This is a genomic window from Methanosarcina sp. 1.H.A.2.2, from assembly GCF_000979975.1.
GTDB lineage: Archaea > Halobacteriota > Methanosarcinia > Methanosarcinales > Methanosarcinaceae > Methanosarcina.
The window spans coordinates 1-26,718 of sequence record NZ_JJQL01000015.1 but is presented as its reverse complement, the minus strand read 5'-3'; the positions used below and the strand labels follow the sequence as shown (position 1 = coordinate 26,718).

At 41.4% G+C, this 26,718-nt stretch carries 30 protein-coding genes and 1 tRNA gene; 7 read left to right on the top strand and 24 right to left on the bottom strand.

Annotated features, from left to right (window positions below; genetic code table 11):
• Positions 1 to 22: 22 nt before the first annotated feature.
• The gene (locus EO93_RS02590) at positions 23 to 808 is read right to left on the bottom strand and encodes an endonuclease/exonuclease/phosphatase family protein (RefSeq protein WP_048161030.1); all 786 of its coding nucleotides are present in this window, start codon (positions 806 to 808) and stop codon (positions 23 to 25) included.
• Between the two features lie 141 nt (positions 809 to 949).
• Between EO93_RS02590 and EO93_RS02585 the strand changes: the two genes are divergently transcribed.
• Together EO93_RS02585 and EO93_RS02580 are read left to right on the top strand one after the other, a co-directional pair.
• Positions 950 to 1,519: a tyrosine-type recombinase/integrase gene (locus EO93_RS02585; protein WP_048161029.1), complete on the top strand. Its 570-nt coding sequence runs from the start codon at positions 950 to 952 to the stop codon at positions 1,517 to 1,519.
• A 438-nt stretch (positions 1,520 to 1,957) separates the two neighbouring features.
• Positions 1,958 to 2,536: a hypothetical protein gene (locus tag EO93_RS02580; RefSeq protein ID WP_048161028.1), complete on the top strand. Its 579-nt coding sequence runs from the start codon at positions 1,958 to 1,960 to the stop codon at positions 2,534 to 2,536.
• 600 nt (positions 2,537 to 3,136) lie between these two features.
• Here the strand turns inward: EO93_RS02580 and EO93_RS02575 are convergent.
• The 10 genes from EO93_RS02575 to EO93_RS02530 form a co-directional block, all read right to left on the bottom strand.
• Positions 3,137 to 3,385 (bottom strand): hypothetical protein, encoded by a 249-nt coding sequence (locus EO93_RS02575; protein ID WP_048161027.1) that lies wholly within the window; start codon positions 3,383 to 3,385, stop codon positions 3,137 to 3,139.
• 10 nt (positions 3,386 to 3,395) lie between these two features.
• On the bottom strand, positions 3,396 to 3,869 hold the full coding sequence (locus EO93_RS02570) for a hypothetical protein (RefSeq protein ID WP_048161026.1): 474 nt from the start codon (positions 3,867 to 3,869) through the stop codon (positions 3,396 to 3,398).
• Positions 3,870 to 4,360: 491 nt separating this feature from the next.
• Positions 4,361 to 5,821, bottom strand: coding sequence for a PGF-pre-PGF domain-containing protein (locus tag EO93_RS16440; protein WP_052735367.1), 1,461 nt, complete (start codon positions 5,819 to 5,821; stop codon positions 4,361 to 4,363).
• A 1,308-nt stretch (positions 5,822 to 7,129) separates the two neighbouring features.
• Entirely contained in the window at positions 7,130 to 8,614 is a 1,485-nt protein-coding gene (locus tag EO93_RS02555) for a phage/plasmid primase, P4 family (protein WP_048161024.1), read from the bottom strand.
• A gap of 1,102 nt (positions 8,615 to 9,716) precedes the next feature.
• Positions 9,717 to 9,878: a hypothetical protein gene (locus EO93_RS17190; protein WP_156161214.1), complete on the bottom strand. Its 162-nt coding sequence runs from the start codon at positions 9,876 to 9,878 to the stop codon at positions 9,717 to 9,719.
• Between the two features lie 55 nt (positions 9,879 to 9,933).
• Entirely contained in the window at positions 9,934 to 10,233 is a 300-nt protein-coding gene (locus EO93_RS02550) for a hypothetical protein (protein WP_048161023.1), read from the bottom strand.
• A gap of 365 nt (positions 10,234 to 10,598) precedes the next feature.
• Positions 10,599 to 11,666, bottom strand: a complete 1,068-nt coding sequence (locus EO93_RS16435; protein WP_052735366.1) for a tyrosine-type recombinase/integrase — start codon at positions 11,664 to 11,666, stop codon at positions 10,599 to 10,601.
• 67 nt (positions 11,667 to 11,733) lie between these two features.
• A tRNA-Thr gene (locus EO93_RS02540) sits at positions 11,734 to 11,805 on the bottom strand.
• 185 nt (positions 11,806 to 11,990) lie between these two features.
• Positions 11,991 to 12,464 carry a chorismate pyruvate-lyase family protein gene (locus tag EO93_RS02535; RefSeq protein ID WP_311135566.1) on the bottom strand — a complete coding sequence of 158 codons (474 nt, stop codon included), beginning with the start codon at positions 12,462 to 12,464 and terminating at the stop codon, positions 11,991 to 11,993.
• Positions 12,465 to 12,572: 108 nt separating this feature from the next.
• Positions 12,573 to 12,887, bottom strand: coding sequence for a DUF5611 family protein (locus EO93_RS02530; protein ID WP_048135960.1), 315 nt, complete (start codon positions 12,885 to 12,887; stop codon positions 12,573 to 12,575).
• A 439-nt stretch (positions 12,888 to 13,326) separates the two neighbouring features.
• On the opposite strand from EO93_RS02530, the gene EO93_RS18045 reads away from it, so the two are divergent.
• Positions 13,327 to 13,491: a hypothetical protein gene (locus EO93_RS18045; RefSeq protein WP_235284082.1), complete on the top strand. Its 165-nt coding sequence runs from the start codon at positions 13,327 to 13,329 to the stop codon at positions 13,489 to 13,491.
• Between the two features lie 198 nt (positions 13,492 to 13,689).
• On the opposite strand, the gene EO93_RS16430 is transcribed toward EO93_RS18045, so the two are convergent.
• From EO93_RS16430 to EO93_RS02500, 5 genes are all read right to left on the bottom strand, one after another.
• Complete coding sequence (locus EO93_RS16430) at positions 13,690 to 15,105, bottom strand: ATP-binding protein (protein ID WP_156161213.1); 1,416 nt, start codon at positions 15,103 to 15,105, stop codon at positions 13,690 to 13,692.
• Positions 15,106 to 15,113: 8 nt separating this feature from the next.
• Positions 15,114 to 15,728: a SpoIIE family protein phosphatase gene (locus tag EO93_RS02515; protein ID WP_156161212.1), complete on the bottom strand. Its 615-nt coding sequence runs from the start codon at positions 15,726 to 15,728 to the stop codon at positions 15,114 to 15,116.
• A 172-nt stretch (positions 15,729 to 15,900) separates the two neighbouring features.
• Positions 15,901 to 16,299: an anti-sigma regulatory factor gene (locus tag EO93_RS02510; RefSeq protein ID WP_048135956.1), complete on the bottom strand. Its 399-nt coding sequence runs from the start codon at positions 16,297 to 16,299 to the stop codon at positions 15,901 to 15,903.
• A gap of 172 nt (positions 16,300 to 16,471) precedes the next feature.
• Entirely contained in the window at positions 16,472 to 16,846 is a 375-nt protein-coding gene (locus EO93_RS02505; protein ID WP_048161021.1) for an STAS domain-containing protein, read from the bottom strand.
• A gap of 7 nt (positions 16,847 to 16,853) precedes the next feature.
• On the bottom strand, positions 16,854 to 17,660 hold the full coding sequence (locus tag EO93_RS02500) for a PAS domain-containing protein (protein WP_048161020.1): 807 nt from the start codon (positions 17,658 to 17,660) through the stop codon (positions 16,854 to 16,856).
• 432 nt (positions 17,661 to 18,092) lie between these two features.
• Between EO93_RS02500 and EO93_RS02495 the strand changes: the two genes are divergently transcribed.
• Positions 18,093 to 18,395 (top strand): hypothetical protein, encoded by a 303-nt coding sequence (locus tag EO93_RS02495; RefSeq protein ID WP_048161019.1) that lies wholly within the window; start codon positions 18,093 to 18,095, stop codon positions 18,393 to 18,395.
• Positions 18,396 to 18,522: 127 nt separating this feature from the next.
• On the opposite strand, the gene EO93_RS02490 is transcribed toward EO93_RS02495, so the two are convergent.
• Entirely contained in the window at positions 18,523 to 19,503 is a 981-nt protein-coding gene (locus EO93_RS02490) for a methanogenesis marker 2 protein (RefSeq protein ID WP_048161018.1), read from the bottom strand.
• 382 nt (positions 19,504 to 19,885) lie between these two features.
• Between EO93_RS02490 and EO93_RS02485 the strand changes: the two genes are divergently transcribed.
• Positions 19,886 to 20,062, top strand: coding sequence for a 4Fe-4S binding protein (locus tag EO93_RS02485; protein WP_048161017.1), 177 nt, complete (start codon positions 19,886 to 19,888; stop codon positions 20,060 to 20,062).
• A gap of 100 nt (positions 20,063 to 20,162) precedes the next feature.
• On the opposite strand, the gene nifB is transcribed toward EO93_RS02485, so the two are convergent.
• The 5 genes from nifB to queC all read right to left on the bottom strand — a co-directional run bounded on the left by nifB (position 20,163) and on the right by queC (position 23,913).
• Positions 20,163 to 21,134 (bottom strand): nitrogenase cofactor biosynthesis protein NifB, encoded by a 972-nt coding sequence (nifB, locus tag EO93_RS02480; RefSeq protein ID WP_048161016.1) that lies wholly within the window; start codon positions 21,132 to 21,134, stop codon positions 20,163 to 20,165.
• 197 nt (positions 21,135 to 21,331) lie between these two features.
• Positions 21,332 to 21,685, bottom strand: a complete 354-nt coding sequence (queD, locus tag EO93_RS02475) for a 6-carboxytetrahydropterin synthase QueD (RefSeq protein WP_048161015.1) — start codon at positions 21,683 to 21,685, stop codon at positions 21,332 to 21,334.
• 114 nt (positions 21,686 to 21,799) lie between these two features.
• Positions 21,800 to 22,567 (bottom strand): 7-carboxy-7-deazaguanine synthase QueE, encoded by a 768-nt coding sequence (locus EO93_RS02470; protein WP_048161014.1) that lies wholly within the window; start codon positions 22,565 to 22,567, stop codon positions 21,800 to 21,802.
• The gene (locus EO93_RS02465) at positions 22,568 to 23,128 is read right to left on the bottom strand and encodes a DUF366 family protein (protein WP_048161013.1); all 561 of its coding nucleotides are present in this window, start codon (positions 23,126 to 23,128) and stop codon (positions 22,568 to 22,570) included. It abuts the gene before it with no gap.
• Between the two features lie 89 nt (positions 23,129 to 23,217).
• On the bottom strand, positions 23,218 to 23,913 hold the full coding sequence (queC, locus tag EO93_RS02460) for a 7-cyano-7-deazaguanine synthase QueC (protein ID WP_048161012.1): 696 nt from the start codon (positions 23,911 to 23,913) through the stop codon (positions 23,218 to 23,220).
• A 211-nt stretch (positions 23,914 to 24,124) separates the two neighbouring features.
• On the opposite strand from queC, the gene EO93_RS02455 reads away from it, so the two are divergent.
• Both EO93_RS02455 and EO93_RS02450 read left to right on the top strand, forming a co-directional pair.
• Positions 24,125 to 24,625, top strand: a complete 501-nt coding sequence (locus EO93_RS02455) for a metallophosphoesterase (protein WP_048161011.1) — start codon at positions 24,125 to 24,127, stop codon at positions 24,623 to 24,625.
• Between the two features lie 265 nt (positions 24,626 to 24,890).
• Complete coding sequence (locus tag EO93_RS02450) at positions 24,891 to 25,289, top strand: putative zinc-binding protein (protein WP_235284081.1); 399 nt, start codon at positions 24,891 to 24,893, stop codon at positions 25,287 to 25,289.
• 11 nt (positions 25,290 to 25,300) lie between these two features.
• Here the strand turns inward: EO93_RS02450 and EO93_RS02445 are convergent, their stop codons facing one another.
• Together EO93_RS02445 and EO93_RS02440 are read right to left on the bottom strand one after the other, a co-directional pair.
• The gene (locus EO93_RS02445) at positions 25,301 to 26,002 is read right to left on the bottom strand and encodes a metallophosphoesterase (RefSeq protein ID WP_048161009.1); all 702 of its coding nucleotides are present in this window, start codon (positions 26,000 to 26,002) and stop codon (positions 25,301 to 25,303) included.
• Between the two features lie 166 nt (positions 26,003 to 26,168).
• Positions 26,169 to 26,633 carry a hypothetical protein gene (locus EO93_RS02440; protein WP_048161008.1) on the bottom strand — a complete coding sequence of 155 codons (465 nt, stop codon included), beginning with the start codon at positions 26,631 to 26,633 and terminating at the stop codon, positions 26,169 to 26,171.
• Positions 26,634 to 26,718: the final 85 nt, after the last annotated feature.

Genomic DNA, 26,718 nt, shown 5'->3' with positions numbered 1-26,718 from the left:
TCTCTAGCCATGTCCTAAACGCTCATTGACCACCGGATTTCATATTAACTTCAATTAACAGGACTGCATGATCTGACATTGCTTCAGATTTCTTCCCTGCGAATACATAGCTACTTGATTCGGAGATATATTCTGTAGCCATAACGTCAAAATGCCTGCTGACAAAAGCATGGTCAAGCCGCCTTCCACTACCATTTCTAATGGCCCAGTAACTTGCACCTGAGCTGGGCATTGAATGTTGCCAGCCATTGTCCCTGAGTTGGTTTATCCGATCGCCGCACTTTGCTTTTGAGTCGACAGGATCGGTGTTGAAATCGCCCATGATCACGAACGGAAGATCCACATTCTCTTCTGCGATCTTCTGAATCCAGTCCCAGCATTGGCGTTTGATTTTGGGCAGCTTGCTGTAATCGGGCATACGCAAGCCAAGAATATTGAAACCCTTCTCCGGCAGGAGAACATGAAGCACATTTGATGGGAGTGATTTATCAATATTCGTCGGAGCTAAGATATTCCCACATTCCAGTTTCGTATTTGCGGCGATGAATACTTGATTTTCTTTTAATGCCCGCTTCGACATAAAGTGATGTGTGAATCCATATGAATCAAGTTGTTCAATGAATATTTGATGTGACGAGCCAGGCACATATTCGGTAAGTACAATGACATCCGGCGTTAGTGAGGCAATTGCCTTAGCCATATGATAGGGAATTTTTTTATTGCATGTGCGATGATTGATGTTCCATGTGAGCAGTTTCATTGTTGGTTGATCCTCTTTGATTTGAAATTGGATATGCAATTTTTTCATTTCAGCTTCTATTTATGGTAGCAACGTTTTACCGTAAAATGTTGTTGTTTCTTCTATTTTCAGGGTTGTTTCTTGCAGTTTTTCATACCTGCAAAATTGATTATAGCAATGTTTTAGTATTTTGTTGCTATAATACTTGACATGGAAAATGGTCTTGTTACTGGAGACGGAACAAAAGTTCTCACGGTTGAAGAGTATGACAAATTTATACAGGCAATCCCCGAATCAAAGAGGGCCATCTTTGAGATTAACACAATAACGGGAGTAAGGTATGTAGAGCTGCAGAGGCTCTATGATAATCCTGCTTGGTATTACAAAGAGCGAAACCAGATTATTCTGCCAAAAGAGGCTCAGAAGAAGGCGAAGCAGAAGCAAATCAAGAGAACTATAGATAGACTGCCTTCAACTTTCCCTTATATCTTCAAGCAATTCTGTGAAGGGCATAGACCACCTGAAAGAAGTTCGTGGAATAGAGATTTAGCCAGATGGTCAGAGAAAGCAGGAATAGATCCAAAAGTAGGGCCAAAGACTCCTCGGAAGACCATAGAAAGCTGGATGCTAAAATCTGGAATTCCAGAAATTGAAATCTACTCTCGACAAGGGCATGATCCAATAACATCTCTTATGCATTATCAGAGTCTTTCATTCACCGAATATGAAATGCGAGATATTGAAAAGAGGCTCACTGAATGGGGAATTCTAAGAAAGTAAAATCAGACTAAACAATAACTGCAGACGCCCCCCATTCAAAAGTCACTAACTTTTTTTGCCCTATGAGTACTCCTGATTGTTTCATACAGAATTGCGATTCTTGTTTTAATCTTACTATAAAATATAGAAAATGTCAGATAGGCTCTGAAGTTGTCGAATACACTCAGCGAAATTGCAAGACTGCCTGCATTATGGGAGTAGAAACTCGCTTTGACGATAACTATTGCCTATTCGGACAGTAAGAAACTAATAAACTTAGGGATTCGGAAAAATGGGACTCCGCTTTTCCAGAAACTAGTTTATCCTTTATTAGACAAACTATTCCAATAATAATTATACTTATCAAAATTGAAAATTTTTTTATATCTTTATCATTATGTACCATTGAAATGCCAGAGATAAAATGGTGTTTAAAACTAAAAATATAAAGGAGGAAAAATGAAAGGAAATATCAAAAATATTGATCCTTCGGGACCCATAGAAGACGTGATATATAAACTATTATTACTGTATAAACAACCACTTCATTATAAGAAGATAAAAGAACTTCTTATTGAGGCGGGATATTATGAGCTAAATGGAAGAAAAGCTCCTAGAGACTATACAGGAATATTTCGTTCGCTAAGATTGGACGGAAGATTCATCCGACTCGAAAGAGGCTATTATGGTCTTAAAGAGGTTAATCTTGGATTATATCTCTCTACAGAACTCAACATAGACTGTGAAGATTCTGAAGACATAACATCTCAAGATCCTGAAATTGAAGTAAAAATGAATTCTGAAACTGAAAATACAAGAGAAATTGTGGAATTGGAGAATGAAAGTATGAATGCCGAAGAAATAATTAATCCAGAAATATTTGCGCAAGTGGGAATACTTGATGTAATCAAAGAAAATTACAGCACAGAAGAGATTAAAGAGATGATAGAAAGGGCAAGAAAAGAATATTATGGACATTTCCTACCCCAATTTATTGCTAGTGAAATGAACATAATTATGGAGAAAAATAAAGTGTAAGTAATCTTTAAAAGCCTGATAAATAGGAATATAAAGGAAAGGTAAAGTATAAAATTACAGGAGATCTTCTGGACTTTATTCAGTTGGTTAAATTAATTGCATAAAATAGGTGCAAGATCTCTAAATCGCTAATTCATTCGCAATTTCAGTTAATTAACTCAACAATCGATGTCTTAGACACTAAAAATTAAATTCACACTCTTTCTCCAATATCATGGATTAAAATCATAGAGTTTACTCATACTGTTTTCATAAAATTTCACAAACTGTTCTCATAGATCTAAAGAACTATCACAGAACACATTTCAAATGGTATTTAATGAACGTGTTGAAAGATGAGCGTCATTCCCCAACATAAATCGTGAAGACTTCGGGCTCAATGTACTCAAAAAACATATAAAGTTAAAAATTCGAAAAAATTAGTAACTAAATTGATATTGATTTTTACGAAACAGAGAAGTCTGATTACTAACGGGTGAGAAATGAAAAAAGTGATCAATGGCTAACAATTTAATAAAATTAACTCTCAGAAATTTGCCCATTGAATCTTAATTAAGATGGCAATTGATGTTGTTTTGCCTGGGCTGAATAGTTACTAAATTAATAAGAGACTAAATACAACTTAAATGGAATGAGTGTGCCATAATATTCATCTATAACTTCTTCGACAATCGCTATAAGATCATCTCTGGTATACTCATCAGTTTCTTTTATGAATTGTTTTATCTGTGTCTGGATGGCTATTACACCTTCCATTGGAAAGTCTTCTTCTTTCACAAGGAAGTATAGATCTTTTTGTTTTTCTTTTGTGTTACCTAGACAATCTTTTAGGGCGATTACAGATGGCATAATACACTCCTCATAGTTCGATTATGTCACTTTTTGTTTTTAGTATAGCGTGGTCAACGAACTCTATATATTTTATAGCAATAGAAATTGTTAAGTTTAATGCCAACATTGAACTAAGTTCAGCACTAACATTCGATAAAAATCTACTTTTATCGTAAAACAAATCGAAATCAAAATCTATATCATGCTCTTTGAAAAAATTACGCAATACCAACTTAAAATTGTTGAGATTCAATCTGAATGTAAAGGTGTATTCTAAATCAAATGGATCATCGTCCGCTTTATTTAAATATATATTAGCATATGAATCTTTGAACCGCACACACTCACCTTCAGTTGGCAATCGTAACTTTTTATTAATCAATTCTGCATGATGTTTTGTAAGATATCTAAACTGCGGTTTCCATTTATTATATATTAAACTAGGAATTTGACTATAAATATCTTCGGGAATCTCCTCAATTCGCTTTACGACTCTGCTCATCAACTTCACCTAGTATGCTCAGTACCTTCTTTTGTTCATGTACTGATATCTTATAAATATGTCTCTGGTGTTTTCTATCAAACCCCGCTATACGTATTACGTTTTTTCTAACCATCAATCCTAATGTTCTGCCGTCTACACCTACCGAACCACTCGTAAAAGTGTTGCTACTGGATACGTTTTGTAGTATTTTTTTGAACTCAATTTTGTGAACTAATACAGATGTCTTGTTCATTGTAAAATTGCAATGCCTTTGATTTCAAGCACAAAAAATATACAGCCTGTAGAACTATTTAGCAACGCTCCAAAACCCACAAACATTATAACTAAAAGTATAAAGTAATACAGAAGAATATGACCCGGTTCCCTTTACAACTGGCCCAAACCTGGCACTAAGAATGAGAGAACAGCTGCAATGTGGGCATTATTTTCCATAGTTACACCTCATAAAAATAAATAGAAAAAATGGAAGGGAGTGGTAGTTGACTCCCTTACTTCTTCATGCTCTTCAGAATAAATGCTCCAACCAGGAGAGCCCCTGTGACAATCCCAATGCTTAACAGGGTGTTCCCCTTCGGATTTGATTCTGCTTCTTCAGTTTCACTACCTTCCTGGATATCTCCAACAGCCCGGTTCTCAGCAGTGATTTTCTCATCTTCTTCTTGGACCCGCTGTGTAGATTTCCCGATGATTACAAATGAAGAAAAGCCTTTGACATCTGCTGTAAAGTACAGGAATTCTTCATCCTCACTAACCTGAGTAGTCTGAAGCTTTACCCATTCTTTATCATATTCATACAGGCTAACGGAAGTTATGTCATTCTCCTGCATCCATGACTTGTCCACCCTGAAACTCACCGAAGCGTTCAGAATGTTATCTGAGCTGCCATATCCGGCATTACCAACCCATACGTTGAAAGACTTGTAGACAAGCCCTTCAGGAAGGTCCGGAACAATAGTAGACTTCTCTTTCAGGTCCTCTGTGATTGCCGTCGTCTTGCCCATCGTTTTCTTAGAAGTGAAGCTGATAGACTCTACAGTCGTTACATGATTCGTGAAGTTGAATGTCACCGGCTTGTCGTTCTGGATGAAGACTTTACTTGTGTCTTTCACCTGGACATTACTGGCAGGCTCAGGAGAACCGCCACCGCCTCCAGATGATCCAGAACTGCTACTGTGAGAGCTACCACCTGAACTACTTCCAGTATCTTCTACTGGAGTTTCTATTGGAGTTTCTACTGGAGTGGGATTCGAGACAGGTTCTGTAGGCTCAGAGACAGGCACCGTGGGTTCCACCGGGTCATCTACAGGCGTGGCATTGTTTGCAGGTGGCTGATCTTTTGTATTTATTATTTTACTGTTTGTAAGTTCTACTGTTGCCATGTCATCTTCGGCGCGTGAAACAATTTCACCGCAGTCTATGAATGTGTTATCACGCCCAGATATGGCTACAAATTCTCCAACCCCTATACCTGATTTACAATTTATGAATATAGTGTTTATAATATCGATTGTACCAACCATACCAGATACAACGCCACAATTTTGATTAATTATTTTACAATTTTCAACCGTGACACTATAAGCATCGAAACCATAAATTGCATATGCGTCATCACCAACACCTTTTATTGTAATACCTTTAAAAGTTATAGGCCCAGATTCATGTTCTATGAAAAATGTGAAACCATATACTTCAGTGACTTGAATTATAACATCATCTGGATTTCCAGTCGAAGACTTTATTGTAATATCGTACAAATCACTGTTGATAGTAACATTCTGATTGTACGTGCCAGGCTCCAAGATAATCACAGAACCATTACCACCACTGTTCACAGCAGCCTGGATAGACTCACCATTATGAACGATTATCTCAGCGGCGGCTCCTACTCCAACACTTGATATTAATATTAATAATGTTGATAGAACTACAACAAATCGTGTATCCATATCGTATCCCTCCAAAATAAGTCAGATAAGGACAGCTCAAACGTGAGTCGTCTTATTCTGATAGTGCTCAACTATCGTGTCGATGTGCTCGATTGTATCCATCGCAGAGCCTACTAAACAATCTCCGTCAGAATCGCATGCCCAAATCGGTACGATTTATTAATATGGGCTTGGCATCAATGGGGCAGTCAAACACTAATTTCAAGATCTTTGATGTATATATTGAAGATTATTATAAAAATGGGCAATCTTATTTAATTTTATCTAATTGGATTTATTATATTAACCAGTTTATATATATAATCGAATGCTCAAAAATACTTATTGGACCTAAAAATGTGTGGCTTACAATGCTTGGATTATATGTAAATCAGGTATGCTTGATTTAAAAACAAGTTTACTTGTCACACGTGGTTAGTATTTCCCGATTAATATAGGGTATCATGCCTGCCAAGGATAGACCCCTCCGAACTTGAAAACCGAAAATAATTCCACGGTCATCCTGGAGATTTCACGCAAAAAGAAGTGAGTCGGTATTGGGAAGGCCCTGGGAACTGACGAACATATTATTAATATTCTTAGAGAAATAATTAAGTAGCTTAATAAAAGTGTATAACATAATCATTTCATGATAAGGGCTGTCAAGCTTGTTTTTATCCTACTGTAAAAGATAGAAAATGTCAAGAAGGCCCTGCAAGCAACAACATGACTACATGCCATTAATGCGAAGCAGTCTCGCATGTCCAGATGCGATTCTTCTTGGAAGAAGCACTGGTAGCAGATATAGAATTTAACATGAACACACATCATGTCTGCTAACATGCTTAGATATTTGTGTGTTGCCAGCGCCTCCTTAGCCTTTAAATGAACATGTGTCTGACATGCATCTGACCTGCAAGCAGGCAACAACCTGTAAACAGGTAACATGGCATGTAGAATGTCCAGATACGATTTTATTGCCTCTACAATAATAAGGAAAAAATCTGTATACTGGCATCCTGGAAAGTTCGTGTGGAAAATCCGTGTGGTTATGTTGAGGTGGGTTCTGTGGGTTTCAAGGGCATCCTCAAAAATATCTTTGTAATTTTCCTGTGGTAAACAATTACAACCTTAATAGAATTGCATATCGAATCATCATTTCATGATAACAAATGATATGCATGAAGGACACAGCACCTTATATAATGTTTTTATAGAATTCTATGTCTGACTGTCTAAGCAAATATACACTTCTCTAAAAAATAAAATAATAAATAATATAATAGAGTGTAAGATTGCCTAGACAGACGGACAGAGCGATTACTTGTTTTAACTTATGATTGAAACATCAACCCAATAATAATCTCTTTTGCCGTTCTCATTTACAGTAGGGTCTCTACCAGTTTTAATTCCCCTATCCCCAAGCTGTTCTCCGAACTTGCTATTTGAAGCCGGGTTTACACCAGGTGGACACCACTCGATGTATTTCTGATGCATTTCCTTTTTGTACACCGTTCCACCTGTACCCATCTCAACGTATTCCTCAAGAAAAGCCGAAACACTGTCACTGTTTACCATGTATGTTCTCTTGATTTCTTCGACAGTCCTGCCGTCTGAGAACTCACCCTTAGCTAACAGCTCTTTTAATGACTTCATAGCCTCGTTAAGGAACCCTGAAAGTTCCTCATCTGCAGTTAGCTTCTCCAACAGATTTTCATCCGCATTTTCCCCTTTGAATTTATTTGGAAATGTTATAAGGATCCATCTGTTAAAGAATGCATTGTCATTTTTGTCCTTTGGCCCAGGTAGTTTATTAGCCGCAAAGATTAATCTGGCAGTATTTGCAAAGTCAAATGCAGTTTGAAACTTTCTTTCCCCACGAATTTTATCTCCGCCGGTAAGAGCCTTAAATATGTTTGTTTGATATAGTTTGGAGTCACCTATATCTGAAGCTATATTCAATAGTTTTCCGTACAAGTTGGCAGTTGAGTTCTTGTTATTAGTTAGATCCTGTAGACTTTCTGAAGAAGCATTCTCTTCTCCTATAAACGTTCTTAGGAATTCTAAATATACTGTCTTTCCATTATCTCCAGTACCCAAGAGCATGAAAGATTTTTTCATTTTGTTTTCTGGAATTAATGCATATCCAGCAAACTCCAGCAGTGCTTTTCGGTCCATTTCGGATACGACTTCAGACAGGAATTTATCGATCAGAGGGCAATGTGCATTAGGGTCATAATTTACTGGAACCTGTACAGTTGACAGGAACTTTGGAGTATGTGACCTGAATTCTCCAGTTTTTAAGTCATACAATCCATTTTTGAGATTGATGACTCTTGTTTCCCTGTTTAGATCTTCTCGGCTTTTTATGACATGTCTATCGTTTTTGATGTAGTTTACGACCTCATTTAAGCGGTATGTGGTTGCCTTGTCTTTCAGCTTTTCCTGAGCAAGCTGCCTTATGCAGTATTCTCCGCCTTCTTTGTAAACTCCATTATCGTAAACGTAGATTTCCTTTGTGTCACTCAATGTGACAACTGAAAGTTTCCTCAAGATCTCTTGGGCAAGACGCATAGGGACAAATGTGTTCCCATCGAAGTATTTTTTCTTTGGATCTTCTTGTTCCTGCGCCAATTGTTGTGCAACTCTTTCTTGAACCAATTTTTCGAGAAGTTCCGGAGGCACAACACTATTGATGGGATCATTGGACTGTTTAAGCATATGCATTTCTACAGGTGTTTCATCTGCGTTAGCAGAGGACGATTCAAAGTCGAAAAGATTTTCGACACTATTTGTTGTAATACCGTTTTTCATTCTAATACATCCGTTTTTCAGAAATTACACCGTATCCCACTTCCAAAATTCAAAGTATAAACTAAACTAAGGCGTAATTTCTATGTTTTTAAAGGAAATAGATATACACGATTTTATAAAATATGAAATCAACACATTTCCCACCATTGTAAAGAACAAGATCCCTTCCACAATGATAGTCTGAACTAAAGATACAGGATTACATCTCCAGAACAGATTTTTAGCAAGAGCCCAAAATAACAGCTCCGCTATAACTTTTCATACACCTAATCACAGATTCGCCACAGCAAAAGCTACCGATTCTCAACATATAAAAAAATTACAACACCCACGGGTATGCTCCGTAGTCTTCGAAATAATAGATGCACTGACCCAATAAAGAGATTAGAGTACTGCAAATCGGAGAACGAGGAAAGAGAAGAAATCACTCTAAGGCACTTATTTTGAAAAATAGAAGCTATATGCTCCTAAAATCAGAAATAGACCAAAATTCTTTCACATAGCTGATCAGAATTATTTCGTTCATTTTACACAGGAAAAAGCTACGCTAAGCCATTTTTATTTAGTGTTATTACCTGCGAATAGATAAACGCAATGCTAGGTAATTTTATTGCGTATTATAGATAAAAGAAAAGCTCTTTCACCCTAATCTTACTGGTTCTTAACGCTCGTCTCGAACGCTGGTAAGACCGCTGATAACACCAGTGATAACACCAGTGGTGACTTGTGAACACCGATAAATCATGAACGTCAATAGAATATGTATAATAACGTTATTCTATATAAATATTTCTATTTATAGAAAAGCTCCGCTAGATCCTAACATGTTTAGGTCTAAAATGGCTTTTGAACTATATATAAGTTTACATCAGAGCACAGATGGTGATGTAATTTTTCTGATAATCAGGGATTTGGATGGGATCAAACTCAACTCACAGCCCCTCCATATAAAAAAACGAACACGGCTTCAAAAGCACAGCTTCAATTATTGACTCATATGCAGAGTTCTTGATAAAAAAGTTAAATTGAAGGAAGCTATGGTGGAACGTTCCTATGAGTCATGACCTTACGTTAATTACCCAGCAATTCCGCGATCTCCACTTCAATACGTTGCCTTCAAACGAGAGCCAAAGTCATGTCCGAGTGTGGTAATTACATCACCGTCAAGGGATTGACTATGGAACGTATCCGCATTGCAGGGCCCCTCGACGTACTCTGACCCACCCTTAATTATCAGGGCATCTGAAGGCATGAGACAATTCACTCATCTGATCACATCTCGAAGGTTATAAAATGACCTTCGAAAATAAAGGGGAAGATTAGTTGGTCTTCCCTGTGATCATGCCGTCTTCTGCAATGGATTCTGCAAGCCTCTGTGCACGTTCTTCGTTGATACCATCAAGTGATGCGAGATTCATCAGGAGGGTTACTGCAAATTCAATGGGTATGGGTCCACTTTTGACTGCCTTACCCATCAGCATGGCGAGTGCAGCCTTCTCAGCTGGTTCAACTTCGAGATCCAGCTCACCAACCTTCTTGAATGTGTATGTGGTGCCTGCAGTCTCGATATTTTCAACCCTGGTAATTCCAGTAATCACCTGGTTCTCTTCCAGACCCATTGAAGCAAGCTTCTGAGAGTACAGGTCAAGGTTCTTCTGGGCTCCAAATGGAATCGTGAGAGTGTATTCTTTCTCAGGATCTTCGTGTTCAAAGGTCAGAGTGTACTGAGACTTACATTTAATCTTCTCGCCAGTAGTTGTGTCGGTGAATCCCCATTTGTAATCACATTCGGCACATTCACGCTCTTCCTTGTAGCCAGATTCAACAGTCCTGCCTATTACTCCATCCCAGGACCTGCAGCCAGTCTTCTTTGTAAGGAATAGCTGCCTGGACGGATGAGGTAATGAGCACTTCCCACAGCAAGAGGTGCTCTACCTTGAATAAAGTCTCATACGCTTTCTGTCATACCTTCCTTAACAAAGTATTACGACCCGAGCAGCTCTGCAATCTTCGCTTCAACCAGCTTGCCGATTTTAGATTCCATTATTGAGGACAGATCGAGTTTTGCACTTTCTGTTTCCTGTTGAATGTTTACTACAGCAGTGTCTTTCTCGGCAACTCCGTTTGCTTTCAAAATAGCATCATCAATGTCACGCCCTGATAGATGGACATAAATGCTGGGCATATCAGACCCCTGAACCCAACCAAAGTATGCATTCATCTGAGCTTCTGTCAAATAGTTTGCCATATATGTGCAGCGAGAGTGTCGGAAAAGATGCGGATGAATTTTTTTGTTAATTCCTGCTTTCTCCGAGATCTTATTCAACCTCATTCGAATCGCATCATATCTCATCGGCTCCAGAACCTCCCTTTTTTTGGCAAAGTTAAACCAAAGGGGAGCTTCAGGATCATTTCTACCTGGATGATCTTCAAGCCAATCTTTAAGAAAATCAACACTCCATACAGCTCTTACACGCCGAGGTCCTGTCTTTCCATCAACACTAAATACCGCACCCAGGTCATCAAACTTCAGATGTTTTATTCGTAAATTGCCGATTTCCCCTACTCTAGCTCCAATGTCCCATAAAAGCGCAATTATTGCTTTATCCCGCTTGTTAGTTGCCGCGTCAATCATCAGCTTAACTTCATCTTCCGTCAGCATCTCTTCGGGAAGCTTGCGGTTCTTGTCTTTAAGGGATGTGTTGATCCATTTTACTAGTGATGGCTCTTCACCATCATTCAACCATCTGTAAAACTTTTTCAGCACTACTTTGTAGTCATGTTTGGTCCATTGGCTGAAGTCAGATCTTTCAAGACTCGAGACATATCCTCTTATATCCCTCTCGGTTGCATCCTCAAAATCAACTTGAAGGGACAATGCGATGTATTTCAAGGTTGTTATGTACTTAAGGATCCTATGTTCTCCCAAGCCTTCAGAAAAACAGTAATCGATGAAATCCACAATTAGTTCTTTATTCTTTTCAGAAATAGAAAAATCTTTAACAGACTTCAAGCGTGAAGAAACATTTAGTTTATATATACCTACTGTCACCAAGATACCTCACAGCGAAAGTAGGCTTTGAACCCGTCTATATATCGGAGAACTTAAAAAAGAAAAAAGCCTCGGGCGGGATTTGAACCCGCGACCTCGTCCTTACCAAGGACGCGCTATACCCCTAAGCCACCAAGGCACTGTTGCTGTAAGAGCATCTCCAAAATATCACACCAGAGATATAAAGGTTTCGACTGATCAGGTTGCAGACAGGGAAAAAGCCCCTGACTGTCTGAAGATCTAAACATCTATTTTGGAAAATCTGGAGAACTTTCCTGTAAAAATACCCGCGCCTTAGCATTTGTTTTCCGGTATTGCAGGTTTTTAAAGGTTCCAGCGCTCATCGATGGGGAAGCGTTCATTGATCCACATCAGGACATAGTTGTTATGGACGATTTTATAGGAGCGGGAAAGGACTGGAATGCCGTCAAAAGTGGTTTCTTCTTCCAGGACTTCGAGTTCTCCCATGTCGCGCCTGGTCTCGAGGTTGTGGCTGCGCAGGATCCTGCCTATGGGGATGTCTGCGCGCATTAGCTGTTCCTTCATAGTTGCAGGCATGCGTTCCAGAGGAGAGAGTGACCTTGCCTGGACGAATACCGTATCCCCTGCATAGAGCCGGACTGTCCTGTTATTTACCTCACTGCCCTCTTCCACACCAAGAAATGCAGCCATTTCCTTATCGGCTTTGATTATGTGCTGGGACTCGGTTTTTACATTAACCGGTTTTCGGGTCATGATCTCGAGGAGAAAGGTTACGGAACCATCGGTCCCACAGCAGACCCGAAGGCAGGTGGGAATTTCGAGGCATTTCAGTTTATCAAGGAAATCTACTTCCAGAATGATACCTCCAGGTAAGGGCTGCCTGATGTTATTGATAATTTGAAATAAGAATGAGAGGTAAGGAGTTTATTCCTCTCCGACTTCTTTTTTTGCATTTTTCAACCGCTCTTTTGCCGTGTATCCGGTAGCCTTTAAGAGAAACTCCCGGTAGGCTTTGTTAGTCTGCAGGATCGTTTCATCATCTTTGATAGTAACATCGGAAACAGTGTCCACAAAGAGCATTTTGTTTTCTATCCAGACCGTTATCTTTGACATTGCTCCATAGGAAGTTTCAATATGGTCCCCGTTCCGGGAGATCTCAGTCGGGAAGCATTCCTGCATTGCCGAGTAGATTCTATCAATTTCAGGTTTAAAACCGCGCTTTAATTTATACTGCTGCATTGCTTATCCTCTTATAAGATATTTTCATTTCAGATAAAGTTTGCTTAGAATCGTTTTGTCTGGAACCCGCATTGGTAATCCGAAGCAGTCAAAATATAGGGTCCCGAGAGGTGGATTTCTCCCCCATAATTGATCTTCATGTATTTTTGCTTCAGGTATATCCGCTAATTATCTATCTAATAACGCTGGTTTTCTGTTTATTGCCATTGATTCCAGGCTATATTAACACTTTCTATTTATTTGAATATTAGTTTAATCATTATCAAATTAATTATAATTATGTATTTGCCCTACTCTAATATTGAACTAAAAAATCACAGGGGAAACCGGATATGGTAATGCTTCCTGCAAATGTAAAAGAAGCGCTTGAAAATCAGCAGGATGCCTCCCTGTAACCACAGACAAAAACGGTGTTTCAAACGTATGCTTGATGGGTTTTGTGAAAGTAAGAAACGACGAGACCCTTATCATGGCAAACGTTTTCTGGAAAAAGACCAAAGCAAACCTGAACGATAACCCGAAAGCTGCCCTCAGCACTTACATACTTTCGATGAAAGCCTGCCAGATGAAAGGAAATGTAGAACTGATCAGTAAGGTCTTCTAATGAATGGGGTTACCGACTGGTCGCTTCCAAGATGGCAAATCTCAAACCAAAAGGTGCAGCCCTTCTCCATGCAGAGGAGATATACAGTGTTTCCCCCGGCCCGAGTGCAGGGGAAAGAATCTCATAAAAATTTCATAAGAATTTTTTCCGAATTTTTCATTTCTACTGTGTTCCGGCACAGCTCACTTTTTTCCCGAATCATTTTATCGGTAATGTGAACATGAATGTGCTGCCTTTTCCCACTTCGCTCTCTATCCCGATTTTCCCGCCATGCAGTTCCACAAGTTTCTGGACAATGGTAAGTCCAAGTCCGCTTCCCTGATACGTGCGTGCCTCCTCGGTGTCTATCTGGCTGAAAGGCTTAAATAGCTTCTTCTGGTCCTCCTGCGAGATCCCAACACCACTATCCCTTACAGAGATTTCTGCAAAGTCTCCGCCAATCTGGGCCCCGATGGTCACTGAGCCTTCACAAGGCGTGAACTTGATTGCGTTGCTTGTAAGGTTGTAGAGGACCTCTTTGAATTTTTCTCTGTCTGCATGGAGAACCCGGAGCTGGGGGTCGAGATCTTTCTCAAGGCGGATATTCTTTTTTGATGCCAGAGGAAGGAGTGTTGTCACGACCTCACAAATCGATTCCGGTACCGATATCTCTGTGTATCGCAGCTCCATCTTTCCTGCTTCGATCTTCGAAAGGTCAAGGATATCATTGATTAGAGACAGCTGGTGTTTTCCGTTCATGGAAATATTGCCAACATACTTTCTTTGCTTCTCATTCAGCGGCCCGATCACCTGCTCAAGCAAAAAATCCGAATACCCAATAATAGAGTTCAGAGGTGTCCTCAATTCATGGCTCACGTTGGCCAGAAACTTAGACTTGGTGTTGTTTGCCTCTTCAGCGGCCAGTTTGGCTCGAACCATCATCTCTTCTGCCCGCATCTGATCTGTTACATCGATCCCCAGGCCTCCGTACACTGTTGCTCCTTCGTCCTGATTGATAGGAAACCTTATGGTGCGGTAGAAAAGTTCGTTTCCTTCCGGATCTACAAGAGCTTCTGTCTTTGTGCTGCTGTCTTTTTCTTCAGCTCTCGCATCTCTGATCCACTCCTCTATCCGGAAGTATTCTTTCAGATAATTATTTGAATTCAGATAATTATTTGAATATACAACAAGTCCTGCGTCATCTTTTATGAATGCAGCAGCAGGTAAATTATCCATAAATGTGGCAAATTGTTTTTTGCTCTGCTGTAGTTTTTTGGAGTATTTTTTTAGTTCTTTATTCGTCTGCTCCAGTTCTTCAGCATATCTCTGTAGTTCTTTCCTGCTTTTTTCGGAAGCTTCGATCCATTCTCTGAAGGCAAGGCCATAGGCCATCATCATTTCCATCAGAGGGGTTGAAAGATAACGTGCGGATTCGATGAGTTTCGCGTCTGGATACGTTTCTGCAAGGCGAGCTATTGCTTCCTCATGGATCTCTGCGAGATCCTCAGGAGGTATGTTTTCTCGGACCAGCTCTCTACCGAGTTTCTCTATTTCAAAAAGGTATTTTTCATCAGGGTCATCAAAATAATTTTTTAGAAGAATGTGGTATCGGTGTTTGAATTTTTGCAGTGGCATAGGGTAAATCACTCATTATATCTGTTATAGATTAGAATTGTAGCATCGTCTGTTTCTTTTGCATGATCCCTAAGTATTTGATTTGCCAGTTTTTGCACATCCCTGCAGAGGAACTCGTCATAACCGGAAATATCAAGACGTTCTGAGATGCCGTCAGTCCACATGAGCACAAGGTCACCATCAGCCAGGTCTACAGTATTTGTATTTAATTTCCTGTACCCACCCCCAACGATACCCCAATCACTGCTCAAATTCATTTTTTTTCTACCCCTTATTACTACATTGATATTTCCTATTCCCCCATGAGTCAATGTAGAATTGTTTTTATCAACAATGACTATGCTCATTGCCGTTCCTCTGGTATGTTTTATCTCCCGGTCACACTTTTCAAATATATGGTGCAGTGGTTCACAGAGGTTACGAGATATACAGTCTATAGCTGCTTTTGCAGCTGTTTCAGCCTCTATTCCATGCCCGAGGCCATCAACCATGCATAGTGTGATACTATCCTCGTTTTCCCACCACCTACACTGATCTCCACAATGTGGGTCGTTGAATAAAGAATGAGTTGCAGTACCTATGTTCATGTGTTCCATTCTCTTTTCCAGGTCCTCTGATTCCACCTTAAATGGCCGTTCTCTTTTCCCAACTCTTTGACGGTTTATCCTGGTTCCGGACTTTACCTTCTGCAGGATTCAGGTGCTAATATCTTCACAGCGCCCGGTTCAACAAATTAAATGGTTCCCCCATTTCGAGGATGAATTTTTTATGTTAGGATTTTTGCGTCACATCAAATTATTTCCGGGCCCTTTTGATCTCCAGGGTAATTTTTGTATATCCTGGCTCTGATGCTATGTCAAAATTGTTTACAAGCCGTCTGGCTCCCGGAAGCCCTGCCCCCAGTCCATTTCCCGTAGTGAACCCGTCTTCCATTGCCTGCTCAATATCCCCAATTCCGGGGCCGTTGTCTTCTACAACTACTTTAATACCCATTTCCCTTTCATCCTGTTCTTCACAAATGGAACAGCTTCCTTCTCCTGCATATTTCAGGACATTCCTGGCCAGTTCTGAAATGGCCGTGGCCATACGTGTCTGATCTGCCGAACCAAACCCCAATTCCTTCATGATCTCCTTTGCTGTCTGCCTTGCGAACAGGAGATCACTCTCGGTTTTAATCGGTATCTTCTTATTCATTGCTTATTCCCTCTCAGGTTATCCCCCATCATTAATCTGGTATTTCCCATAATTTACCCATACCAGGATTCTGCCTGCAATTTCCCACTCCTCTTATTATCCTGTTGCTGTGGCACAGGTAAGTATGGAAAATACATCTCCACAGGTAAGAATTTATACAATTTTTAATTCTTCAATTGTTTAATGAGGTCTGATTCCCTTTTGTGGAAATGAGTATTTTGTCAATCCCCTTGCCGAGGTTAAGTGCTGTCTGCACACCTATCAGTTCGCGCCCCATTTCAACAAGGGTCAGAGCAACCATAGGCTGCATGCCGCAGAGTACCACTTTCGCCCCCATAATTTGCGCCATATTTGCCGTTTCATTGATAACTCTCGCCATAAATGAATCGACAATCTCCATACCTGTTATATCAATCAGGACTCCTATAGCTTCGGTTTTTTCAAGCATGTTCAGCAACTGGGCCTGATATTCAAGTACCTCTTTGTCTGTAAGGTCTCCCGGTATCGATGACAGCAAAACGTTCTTCACTTTCAATATCGGAATCATTTTTTCATTACCTCTCACAGGAGACTACTTTCTTTCCCATTATACCGAAGGCTTTTGAGATCCCTGCTTTCAGTGAACCGCAGGTCGTGATATTGCTCAGGTCTATTCCGAGTGTGACCAGGGTCTGTGAGACTTCAGGGCTGAAACCAGTTAGAATCGTCTTTGCCCCGAGCATTTTTGCTGCATTTACTGCCTTGATGATATGCATTGCAACTGCAGTGTCTACTACTGGCACTCCTGTGAGGTCCAGGATCGCCAATTCTGCTTCATTTTCCACAATTGAATTTAGCAGGTTTTCTATAATCTGCTGTGCACGTGCTGTATCGATGGCTCCTACCAGAGGCAGCAACAGGATCCCATCCCATATTTTGATCACAGGGGTTGCAAGCTCCAGAATCGTCCGGGTCTGTACACGAAGGTCATTTTCCAGCTTCACTCTGTTAGTAATATCCGCAATATATTCGAGCCCTCCAACAATGTTTCCTTCCTCGTCTTTTAAGGGCATAGCCGTTATCTCTACGTTGATTGTTTCTCTCTGACACGGAATTTCATAATGGCCTGCATATTTTTTGCCGCTGTCCATTGCTTGCTTGATCCCACACTTAGCTACACTGCAGCACTTTGCTTCAAGGACTTCATAGCATTTTTTTCCTTTGACTTCTCTCAATTCTTTTTTATGCCAGTCACAACCCGCCGGGTTGATAAACAAAATATTAAAGTCCTTATCTACAGCTATTACAGGAATCGGGATTGATTCCAGAAGAGCATGTTCCAGGTCTCGTGCCTCTATGTTGGATTTATTTGCAGTGTTCATTTTTCATCCTCTATTGCCGGATTTTATTACCTTTAAAAGCAATGTTTCATGGCCTTTTTTATTTAAAATGAGATTAAAACCAATTATTGGAGGTCTTCAATTTTTGCTGTATTAAATTTAAATCTCTTACCATTATATTATATACTTTTATTTTCTATTTAATATATTGGTCAGTATTGTACTTAAATTTTTTTATACACTGAGTTGCTATACTTCATGCTTTAATTTAATATTAAAGATACTCTTCTATTACAATGGAGGAAAATTAGATTCTGAATCAGGTTTTCAAAGGAGTAGGGGGTACTCTAAATTTGGGAAACAACATAAATATGATCATACTTATCAGTAATTTACTGAATTGTACACAAAATTCGGATGGGCAAACAAACTTATATCCCATAATCCTAACAAAAAGAGGAAGGTGACCCCTGGATGCACAAAACACTCAACCTTGAAGATTTAATCGCCAAAAAGAATAAAGAGAATGTAGAGAAAGATGCCGATCTGGAGTATGAAGAGCTCTACGATCTGATTATCCCCCCTGGAACGGTTGTGTCCATCATCTACGATATCGTGGAAGAATTTGGTCTTGAACCCGTAACGCGGAAGATGCCTGTTGGTATTGTAAACAGTGAGGAAAGGGAAATTCTTGTCCTTCGTGGCCCTCTTGAAAAGGTTCAGGCCGCAGAAGAATTTCTCTATAATGAAATGAAGGCCTGGGTCGAAGATAAGTAAACCTGCACAGGCCCGGTCAAACGGGGGTAAAAAATAGAAACAGGTGCTGGATAAGTAAAATAACAACTTTTCAGCAAACTAATATTTTTTCTTTGAAACAAGTACAAGACATGCAGAAGGGTTCCGATTATTCGGAACCGATGCCTGTAATACTGTCTTTTGAAAAGTCAAAAACAGTTACCCTGCCTGTGTTATCGTATATATCGAGTTTTGAGCCTTCTTCGATTTTTCCTATAACTGCAGCTGTGAGCCCTGCATTTTCAAACACATTTACGCATTCTTCTGCTTTTTTCGGGTCTGCAGTAAATACATAGCCTGTTCCAGGATGCACTTTCAGCCACTGTTCAAAGTCCACATCCTCCGGTCTGGGGACTTTTTCCAGATCCACTGAGGCTCCCACCTTGCTTGTCTCACAAAGCATTCCAAGCGTTCCTATTAGCCCTGGATTGCTTATGTCCTTGCCAGCTGTTGCAAGTTTTCTCTTTGCTATTTCCTGGGTTACGAGATAGCTTTCCCTTACCACTGAAGGCTCTTTGAAAGAAGTCGTATCCCAGCTGTAAGGGGAATTTGGGCCGATTTTTCCGTCCATATCATAGGCTGCAATTACCAGATCTCCAGGGTTTGCAGTATCACTCCTGATTACGCAGTCTCTTTTGACAATCCCTATAATAGCAACGGAAAGGGAATTGTACCGTGTATCGGGATGTACATGCCCTCCTACCACAGGAACTCCGAATTTCCTGACTCCCTCAGCCAGCCCTTCCATCAGTTCCCTGCAGGCATCCGAAGAATTTGCAGAGGCGATATCCACCATGGCAAGGGGTTTTCCACCCATCGCTGCAATGTCATTTATATTTACGACCACAGCCCCGTAACCTGCCCACCAGGGGCTCGCATCTAGCAGCCGCCCCCAGATGCCATCCGCTGCAAAGAGGATAACGTCATCTCCTCCAATATCGATCACTGCAGCATCATCCCCGAAATCAACGATAGCGTCCCCATATTCCGGGCGGACGGCTTCGAAGATGGAAACTATATCCTCTATCTGTTTTTTTCGGGTAACTCCTTCGAAATTCTTTATCCCTTCTGCTAGCTCTTCCAGATTCAATCAAAGGCTTCCTGTTTGTTTTTTAATTGTATCAATGATAGTTTCAAAAATTAATAATAAGCTAATGATAAGCTAATGATAAGCTAATGATAAGCTAATGATAAGCTAATGATAAGCTAATGATAAGCTAATGATAAGCTAATGATAAGCTAATGGTAATCAATGCCACATTTATAAGCTTGCCCTCTCCATTTTCCTCATAGCCAGGCAATGCGATGTATTATGGTCAGTAAATAATTCAGGTTATCCTTTATCTGTTTTTTCTTTGTACCGGAGAATGGAAGCGAAAGCTTTTTATTAAATTATTATATCCTAATATGTCAACCTAATATAATTCAAACGTTATAATAGTCCCGAATTGATGAAATAAGGAGTGAAAAACATGGTAGCTAAAATCGATGCAGATGCCTGCACAGGCTGTGGAAGCTGTATAGATGAATGCCCTGCAGCTGCAATCTCCCTAAGTGACGATGATATTGCAGTTGTAGACGAAGATGAATGTCTTGACTGCGGTGCATGTGAAGATGCCTGCTCGAATGGGGCAATCACCATCGAGTAATGCTTTCAAAATAAGTTTGAGAAGCGGAGTTCTTGAACTCCGCCTTTTAGGCTCCCGGTTTCAGAGCTTTTTAACCCGGGACTGAATATTCTCGAGTTTTTCAGGCTTCTTCTTTTCCGTTCTTTTCCAGAATTTCTCTTGCTTTTTCCATATCTTCTTTTGTCTGGATTTTTATAACCTTTCTGCGCTCTTCGCTCATCTGCGACATGTCCTGGGCAAGGAGTCCGTAAGCATCGGCTCTGCACTGCCTGCAGTGGCGCATCTGCATAACGTAAGGCTCGCAGGCTTCCTGAACGGCTTTCCTTTCTTCGGCTGTAGGGGGCTCAATGTCTGCAAAGGCTCCCTGGTTGATCAGGGGCATGACGTTCATAATGTAAACCCCGAGTTCATTGAGTTTTCTGGCAATCTCAACTACGTGTTTGTCATTGATGCCAGGGGTGAGCACGGTGTTGACCTTGACAACAATTCCTGCATCAACAGCTGCTTTTATTCCCTGAAGCTGGTTTTTAATCTGGATCTCTGCAGCTTCAACTCCCCTGTAGACTTCACCGTGGTAAACTATATGATTCACTATCTTTGCCTGGATTTCGGGGTCGATTGCATTTACCGTAACCGTTAGTGTGGAAACTCCCACACGCAACATGTCCTGCAGTTTTTCGGGAAGCAGGAGTCCATTTGTGCTCATGCAGAGGGTTACTTCAGGGAACTCTTTTCTTATAAGTTCAAAGGTCTCAAAGGTCGCATCATTAGCCAGAGGGTCGCCCGGCCCTGCAATTGCAACTACCTTGATGAATGGATATTCTGCCAGGATCTGCTTTGTCTTTTCAAGGGCTTCCTCCGGAGTCAGGACCTTACTAGTAACCCCGGGCCGGCTCTCGTTTACGCAGTCGAATTCTCGGACGCAGAAGTTGCACTGGATATTGCACTTCGGGGCCACAGCCAGGTGAATTCTCCCGTATTTATGCTGAGCTTTCTTGTCGTAACAGGGGTGCTCGGCAATCTTTCTCAGGAGCTCCTCCCCAAGTATGGGACCGTTATTGGGCTCTTCTATAGATTGGTTTTTTTCTGGCAAATTATTCTCCTCCGTTCGGAATTTAAAAGTGAAGTAGATCTCATTAAAGGGAAATTTTTGAATGTCTAAAGCACCTATGATACAGACCCTTGATATACATTTTGGAATCATTTAGGAATATCTGTGAAACTTTTTTGTAATTTCTATTACACTATTTTAAAACTATTGTGGAGTCCGTGGTAAGTTATTTCACCTTTTCAGTCCGAAAAATTGTCCATCTCGCACCACTTACCTTCTCCTTCCCAGACTCTTACTAGAAGGGAAAAGCCGAACCTTTCCAGAAGGCGGGAATGGATCTGCTGGCAGAGATGTTCGGAACTGGGAAATTCTATGAGGTCGTTTAACAGGGTATGGTCATATTCCTGAAGGGTTTCCTTGATGCCTTTTTTCAGGTCATAAAAATCAATTACCATCCCGTTATCCCTTACTTCTCCTTCTACCACTACCTCTATTTTGTATGTATGGCCATGTACTCGTCCGCATTTCCCGTGTCCTGGGAGGTAATGGGCGCTGTCGATATAATCAATAATTCCCAATCTCATATTTGTCATTTTATTCACCCCTTTTTGATTTAACTGCTCTTGCCATTTAATCGCTTGCTGTCTATTGTTTCTTATTTTACGTTTTGACTGTTATTTTACGCTTTATCTGATCCTCTTTTGTGGTTATAAGCACCCCCACATCCTGTGGGTCTGGGGAATGATGCGCGTATCGGTCAGTTCAAGCAGGGTTTTCTGCAGTTCTATAATGGCCTGCACAGATGCCTGTGTAAACCCTGGTGTCCTTACTGCACTGCCAATTGGCGTTTCGGGCTGGAGTATTATACAGGATACATAGGGGGCTATTGCTTCTGCAGCCAGAAACACAGTTTCGGGTTTTGTGTTCCTGCCTACAACAATCTTGCAAAAGCAGTCTCTTGAACTGTTTTTTCTCAGGAGCCTGAAACACTCTATCGTATTTTCCACATGCACTTCACGGGTTTCAGGGGAAATTTCCCTGATAGCTTCCGGAAGTTTAAAGTCCCCTGCAACATATGAGATGTTTTCACGCAGCTTCCTCGCCTGCTCCGGCAGAGTCATATTGGATTCCAGGTACAGAGGCACGGAGAGGTTCAGTTTTTCTATAAAATCTGCATTCAGGAGAGGCTCTCCTCCTGTAAGGGATACAGAGTGGAGTCTATTGAAAGGCTGCAGCATGGACTCCAGATTTTCTACACTTACAGGATTTGGAACCTTTTCGAAAATTCCACTTCCCTCGACTTTTTCATAATCGCATGTCCCGGAGTTTTCAAAGGCCGTATCACAGTAGTTGCAATTAAGGTTGCAGCCTGAAAATCGGACAAAAGCCTGCCTTGTGCCAACGTACGGGCCTTCTCCCTGCACAGAGCAGAAAATCTCTTTTATGTGAGCAGATTCCCTGTCTGAAGAGGGCATTTATACCACTCCGAGAGGCCGGGATTTCCTGAGGTCCTTTTCTATGTCCTCGAATTCCCTTACGTAAGCTTCCCCGATTTCCTGCATGAACCGCACAATGCCTTCATCGTCCCCTATTCCGGCTTCTCTCAGGTTTCCATATACTTCGTGGGAGACATTGATGCCGAAGTGGATCTTCTGGGAAACAGCCGAGGTACTGGCAATTGATACGGTCAATTTTTTACCTTTGATGAAAAGGTCATCTCCTTCTCTTGCTGTGTGGACTCCCAACCCGGCAAGGTGTTCCCTTACAAGGGCGGTAAAAAAGCGCTGACGTGCATAAATCAATTTCAGGTCAGTAGAATCGAAATGTTCTATAATAAAACTCACCATGTCTTCGGACCAGATGGACTCGTTTGCCCTACGGTCTTCGAGGTCAATCATGTGCTCGATTTTTACGTCACATACACCTCTGAAACCAATAATCGAGTCTTCCTTCACTCCAAAGCTGTTGTATGCCCAGAGGGAAGAAATCTGGCTCCCGTCATAGTCAAGTTTTTCGGGTAGTATAATGCACTTCATGGAACTCTCTCTGCAATTCTTTCTTTAACGTATTCTATTGTATTCTATTCAGTATCGTATCTGTTCCTGCTCCGGACGATTTTTCTGATTTAGATCCCAGGTCTTTCCAGAAGCGGGTCTTTTACACCTGCATTTTTGAATGCTCTGGCTCTTCGCATACAGCTTTCACACTCCCCACAGGGAGTTTCTCCACCGTGGTAGCAGCTCCAGCTGTATTCCAGGGGAGCCTTTACTTCAAGAGCCTTTCTTAAGATCTCAGTTTTTCCGAGTTTGATCAGGGGGGCCAGTACATGGACTCCATTCTGAGTAGAATAAGAAAAGGCATGGTCCATTGCCTGTACGTAGTCCAGGGAATTATCAGGGAAGGTCCCGGCTTCTTCTCCATTGAAACCTACTATCAGGTAGTCACAACCCCTGCTTTCGGCAAAGCTTCCTGCAATATTCAACATGGCCCCATTCCTGTTCGGGACCCAGACAGCCTTTGCAGAAGCTTCGGTAATTGTAGCAGGAGCAGTTGCATCAATGTCTTCAAAGGACAGAGAAGGAACGTCTTCATCCCTGTTTACGAGGGATGTGTGTGTTATTTCTGCAAGCCAGTCCAGCTTGATCACCTTGTGTTCTATTCCGAAATGTTCGCAGACCTTTCGGGAGTACTCGATTTCCCGCTCACAGGCCCGCTGCCCGTAATCAAAGGTAAGCGCCATCTCAATTTCCAGGCTCTCAGCTGCAATCGCAAGAGCTGCAACAGAATCAAGCCCACTGCTCAGGAGGGTTATAGCTTTCATTCCGACTCACTAACTCTAATTTTATGGAAAATTCCCCTTTATTTGTTACTCCCACAGGGTGCTCATAGTATTCTTCAGGGATTCCCTTGATAATACCTATAACTTATATTTAAAAATAGCTGACTTTCTGGCTGGAGAATCTTCCTTTCGGAGAACCCCGGGGCATGTATTAAATATTTAGGACATCTAATATTAACAGAGGTGGGATTATTTGATAGGGATCATTTCGGATTCGCACGATAACCTGACAGCTATCCGGAAAGCTGTGGAGTTCTTCAACAAAAAACAGGTAAAAGCGGTGCTGCACGCAGGGGATGTTGTCTCTCCTTTCACGGCAAGGGCCTTTAAAGAACTAAGTCCAAAACTCTATTTTGTCTTCGGGAATAACGATGGAGATAAAGTAACCCTAACAAAATGGTTTGATGAAATAGGGGCCGTCTCCTGCGGGGAGTTTGGGGACCTGACAATCGACGGGCTACATATCGCCCTCCTGCATGGGACAAATGAGGCGCTGGTCAAAGCCCTTGCCAGATCAGGGGATTTTGACGTGGTGGTCCGGGGCCACACCCACGACCCGGGCGTCAAAATGATCGATGGGACGCCGGTGATAAATCCCGGGGAATGCTCAGGGGTGCTTTCAGGAAAAGCCACGGTTGCAATCCTTGAGATTGCAAACCTGAACGTTGAGATTATGGAACTTGAGATTTATTGATTGATTGATTGATTTATTGATTTATTGATTTATTGATTGATTGATTGATTGATTGATTTATTGATTGATTGATTGATTGATTGATTGATTGATTGATCGATCGCTCCTGATCTTTCCTTATCTTTTCAGTACATTCTACTGTCAGATGGGTCTGTCAGGCTGGTAAAATATCGTAAATTATATCAGGTCTCAAGTAAATTTTAATTTCAATATTTTTTGAAACCATTTTTTATTATAATTTGTAATATGCATGGGATCTGCAAGAATGAAAAATAATGAGCTTCTGCCTGACAGGGCAAAAGAAAAGGAAAGCACAGTCGGAAGAAGTAAGAATATCCTTATTTTTGCCTGTTCAGGTCTTTCGAATACCGGAAAACTTACAATGCAGGCAGCTTCTGCTCTCGCTTTCAGGAGGCCGGATATGTACAGGGCTGCAGCTGCTCACAAAGGGGTCGACACGGTAGAAGATGCAGCCTCCGAAGGCTTCCGAATTCTTGCCCTTGACGGCTGCACGGACCGTTGTGCTACGAAAAAACTCGATGAAGCCGGCCTGAAGGCAGATTTCTACATGCTGGTTACGGAACTCGGGATTGAAAAAACCAGGCCTTCGGATGTGAAGCCCGAATACGTGGAAAAAATCATACGTGCGATAAGGGATGCCTGAATTTTTGATTTTCAGTATCCCCGCTTAAGAATACCTGTTAGTTCTTCTGCATATGGCATCCGTTCTTCTATTTTTGCGCAGACTGCATCGATATCATACTCCAGGCGGAAGAATTCCACATCTCCTGTTTCGGTATCGAAAACCGCACAGCCTGCCCGGGTGTCCCCGTCCCTCGGCTGGCCCACTGATCCCGGGTTTATAATTGTCAGGTCTTCCAGTTTCCGGTTCATTGGAATATGGGAGTGTCCGACTACGAGGAATTCGGCATCAACAGGTTCCATCGGGTCTGCAATCATTGCCAGGATATCTTCGTCCGGAGTCTCGGGCTTTATGTACTCGAACATGGAGCGGGGGCTCGCGTGGGTTAAAAAGAGCTTCTTTCCGTTGATTTCTTCCTTGATGACAAGAGGAAGCTTCTGCAGGTACTCCATCCGTGAGTCGTCAAGGACTCCCCAGGTATACTCCCGGGTCGCGATTGAGAGGTGCTTGTACTTATACCCGCACTGGCAGTCCATCTTAAAGGCTACGGCATTATCGTGGTTTCCTCTTATGGTTGGAATGTTCTTTTTTTGCAGGAAATCTATACATTTGTCCGGGTCAGGCCCGTAGTCCACTATGTCTCCCAGGCAGATTGCCCTGTCATGCGGAACATCAAGGACTGTCCGGAGGGCTTCAAGGTTTGCGTGGATATCGGCTATCAGCAGGATCTTCATGTTTTTTCTCCTATCTAATAATGGCCTGATCTTAGAAAATATTCGGGTATACTAATTTATCTATGGATTCAATCCTTACCTATCTTATCTATTATTCTGGTCTTCCGGTCTTCAAAATAAGAAATAAAGGAACGAGAAGAAGAGTCTGAAATCTGAAGGATTTGTTTCAGGCAGGCAGCCCTCGCATTCCTACTCCCATTACCAGCAGATTTGTCTCCATTGGGGGATGGTTCCAGCCGTCAGGCGAGATGGTCTTTTTTTCAATGGATATTTCAACCTGGTTTCCGCTGAGGCCGCAGTCTTTCATATAGTCTGCAACAATCTTTTTTCCGAGTTCTGTTGCTGCGTTCAGGGCTTCTGCATATAAATCGAACCTCAGCCTGCTGCCGGGTGCAAATACAAGGAAATCCGTTTCAGGTACCATCAGGCTTGCAGGCCTGATCAGAATTTCCACTCTTTTGATGCCTTTTCCTGCAAGAGCTCCTACTGCATTTCCTACTTCAGCGTGTTCGGGGATCAGGATCTCGGCGTCGATGATTTCTTTTAACTCTTCCCGGTACGCCCGGACCGGGCCTCCGAGCAGGACAACCGGGGTTCCAAGCTTGAACTTTGCGGGGTAGTGTCGTGGCAACTTAATTTTGAGTCCTATTTATAAGCTTTGAATCCCATCTGTATCTTCATTCATGGCAAAAATAAAACTTGAAGAAGATGAAGTG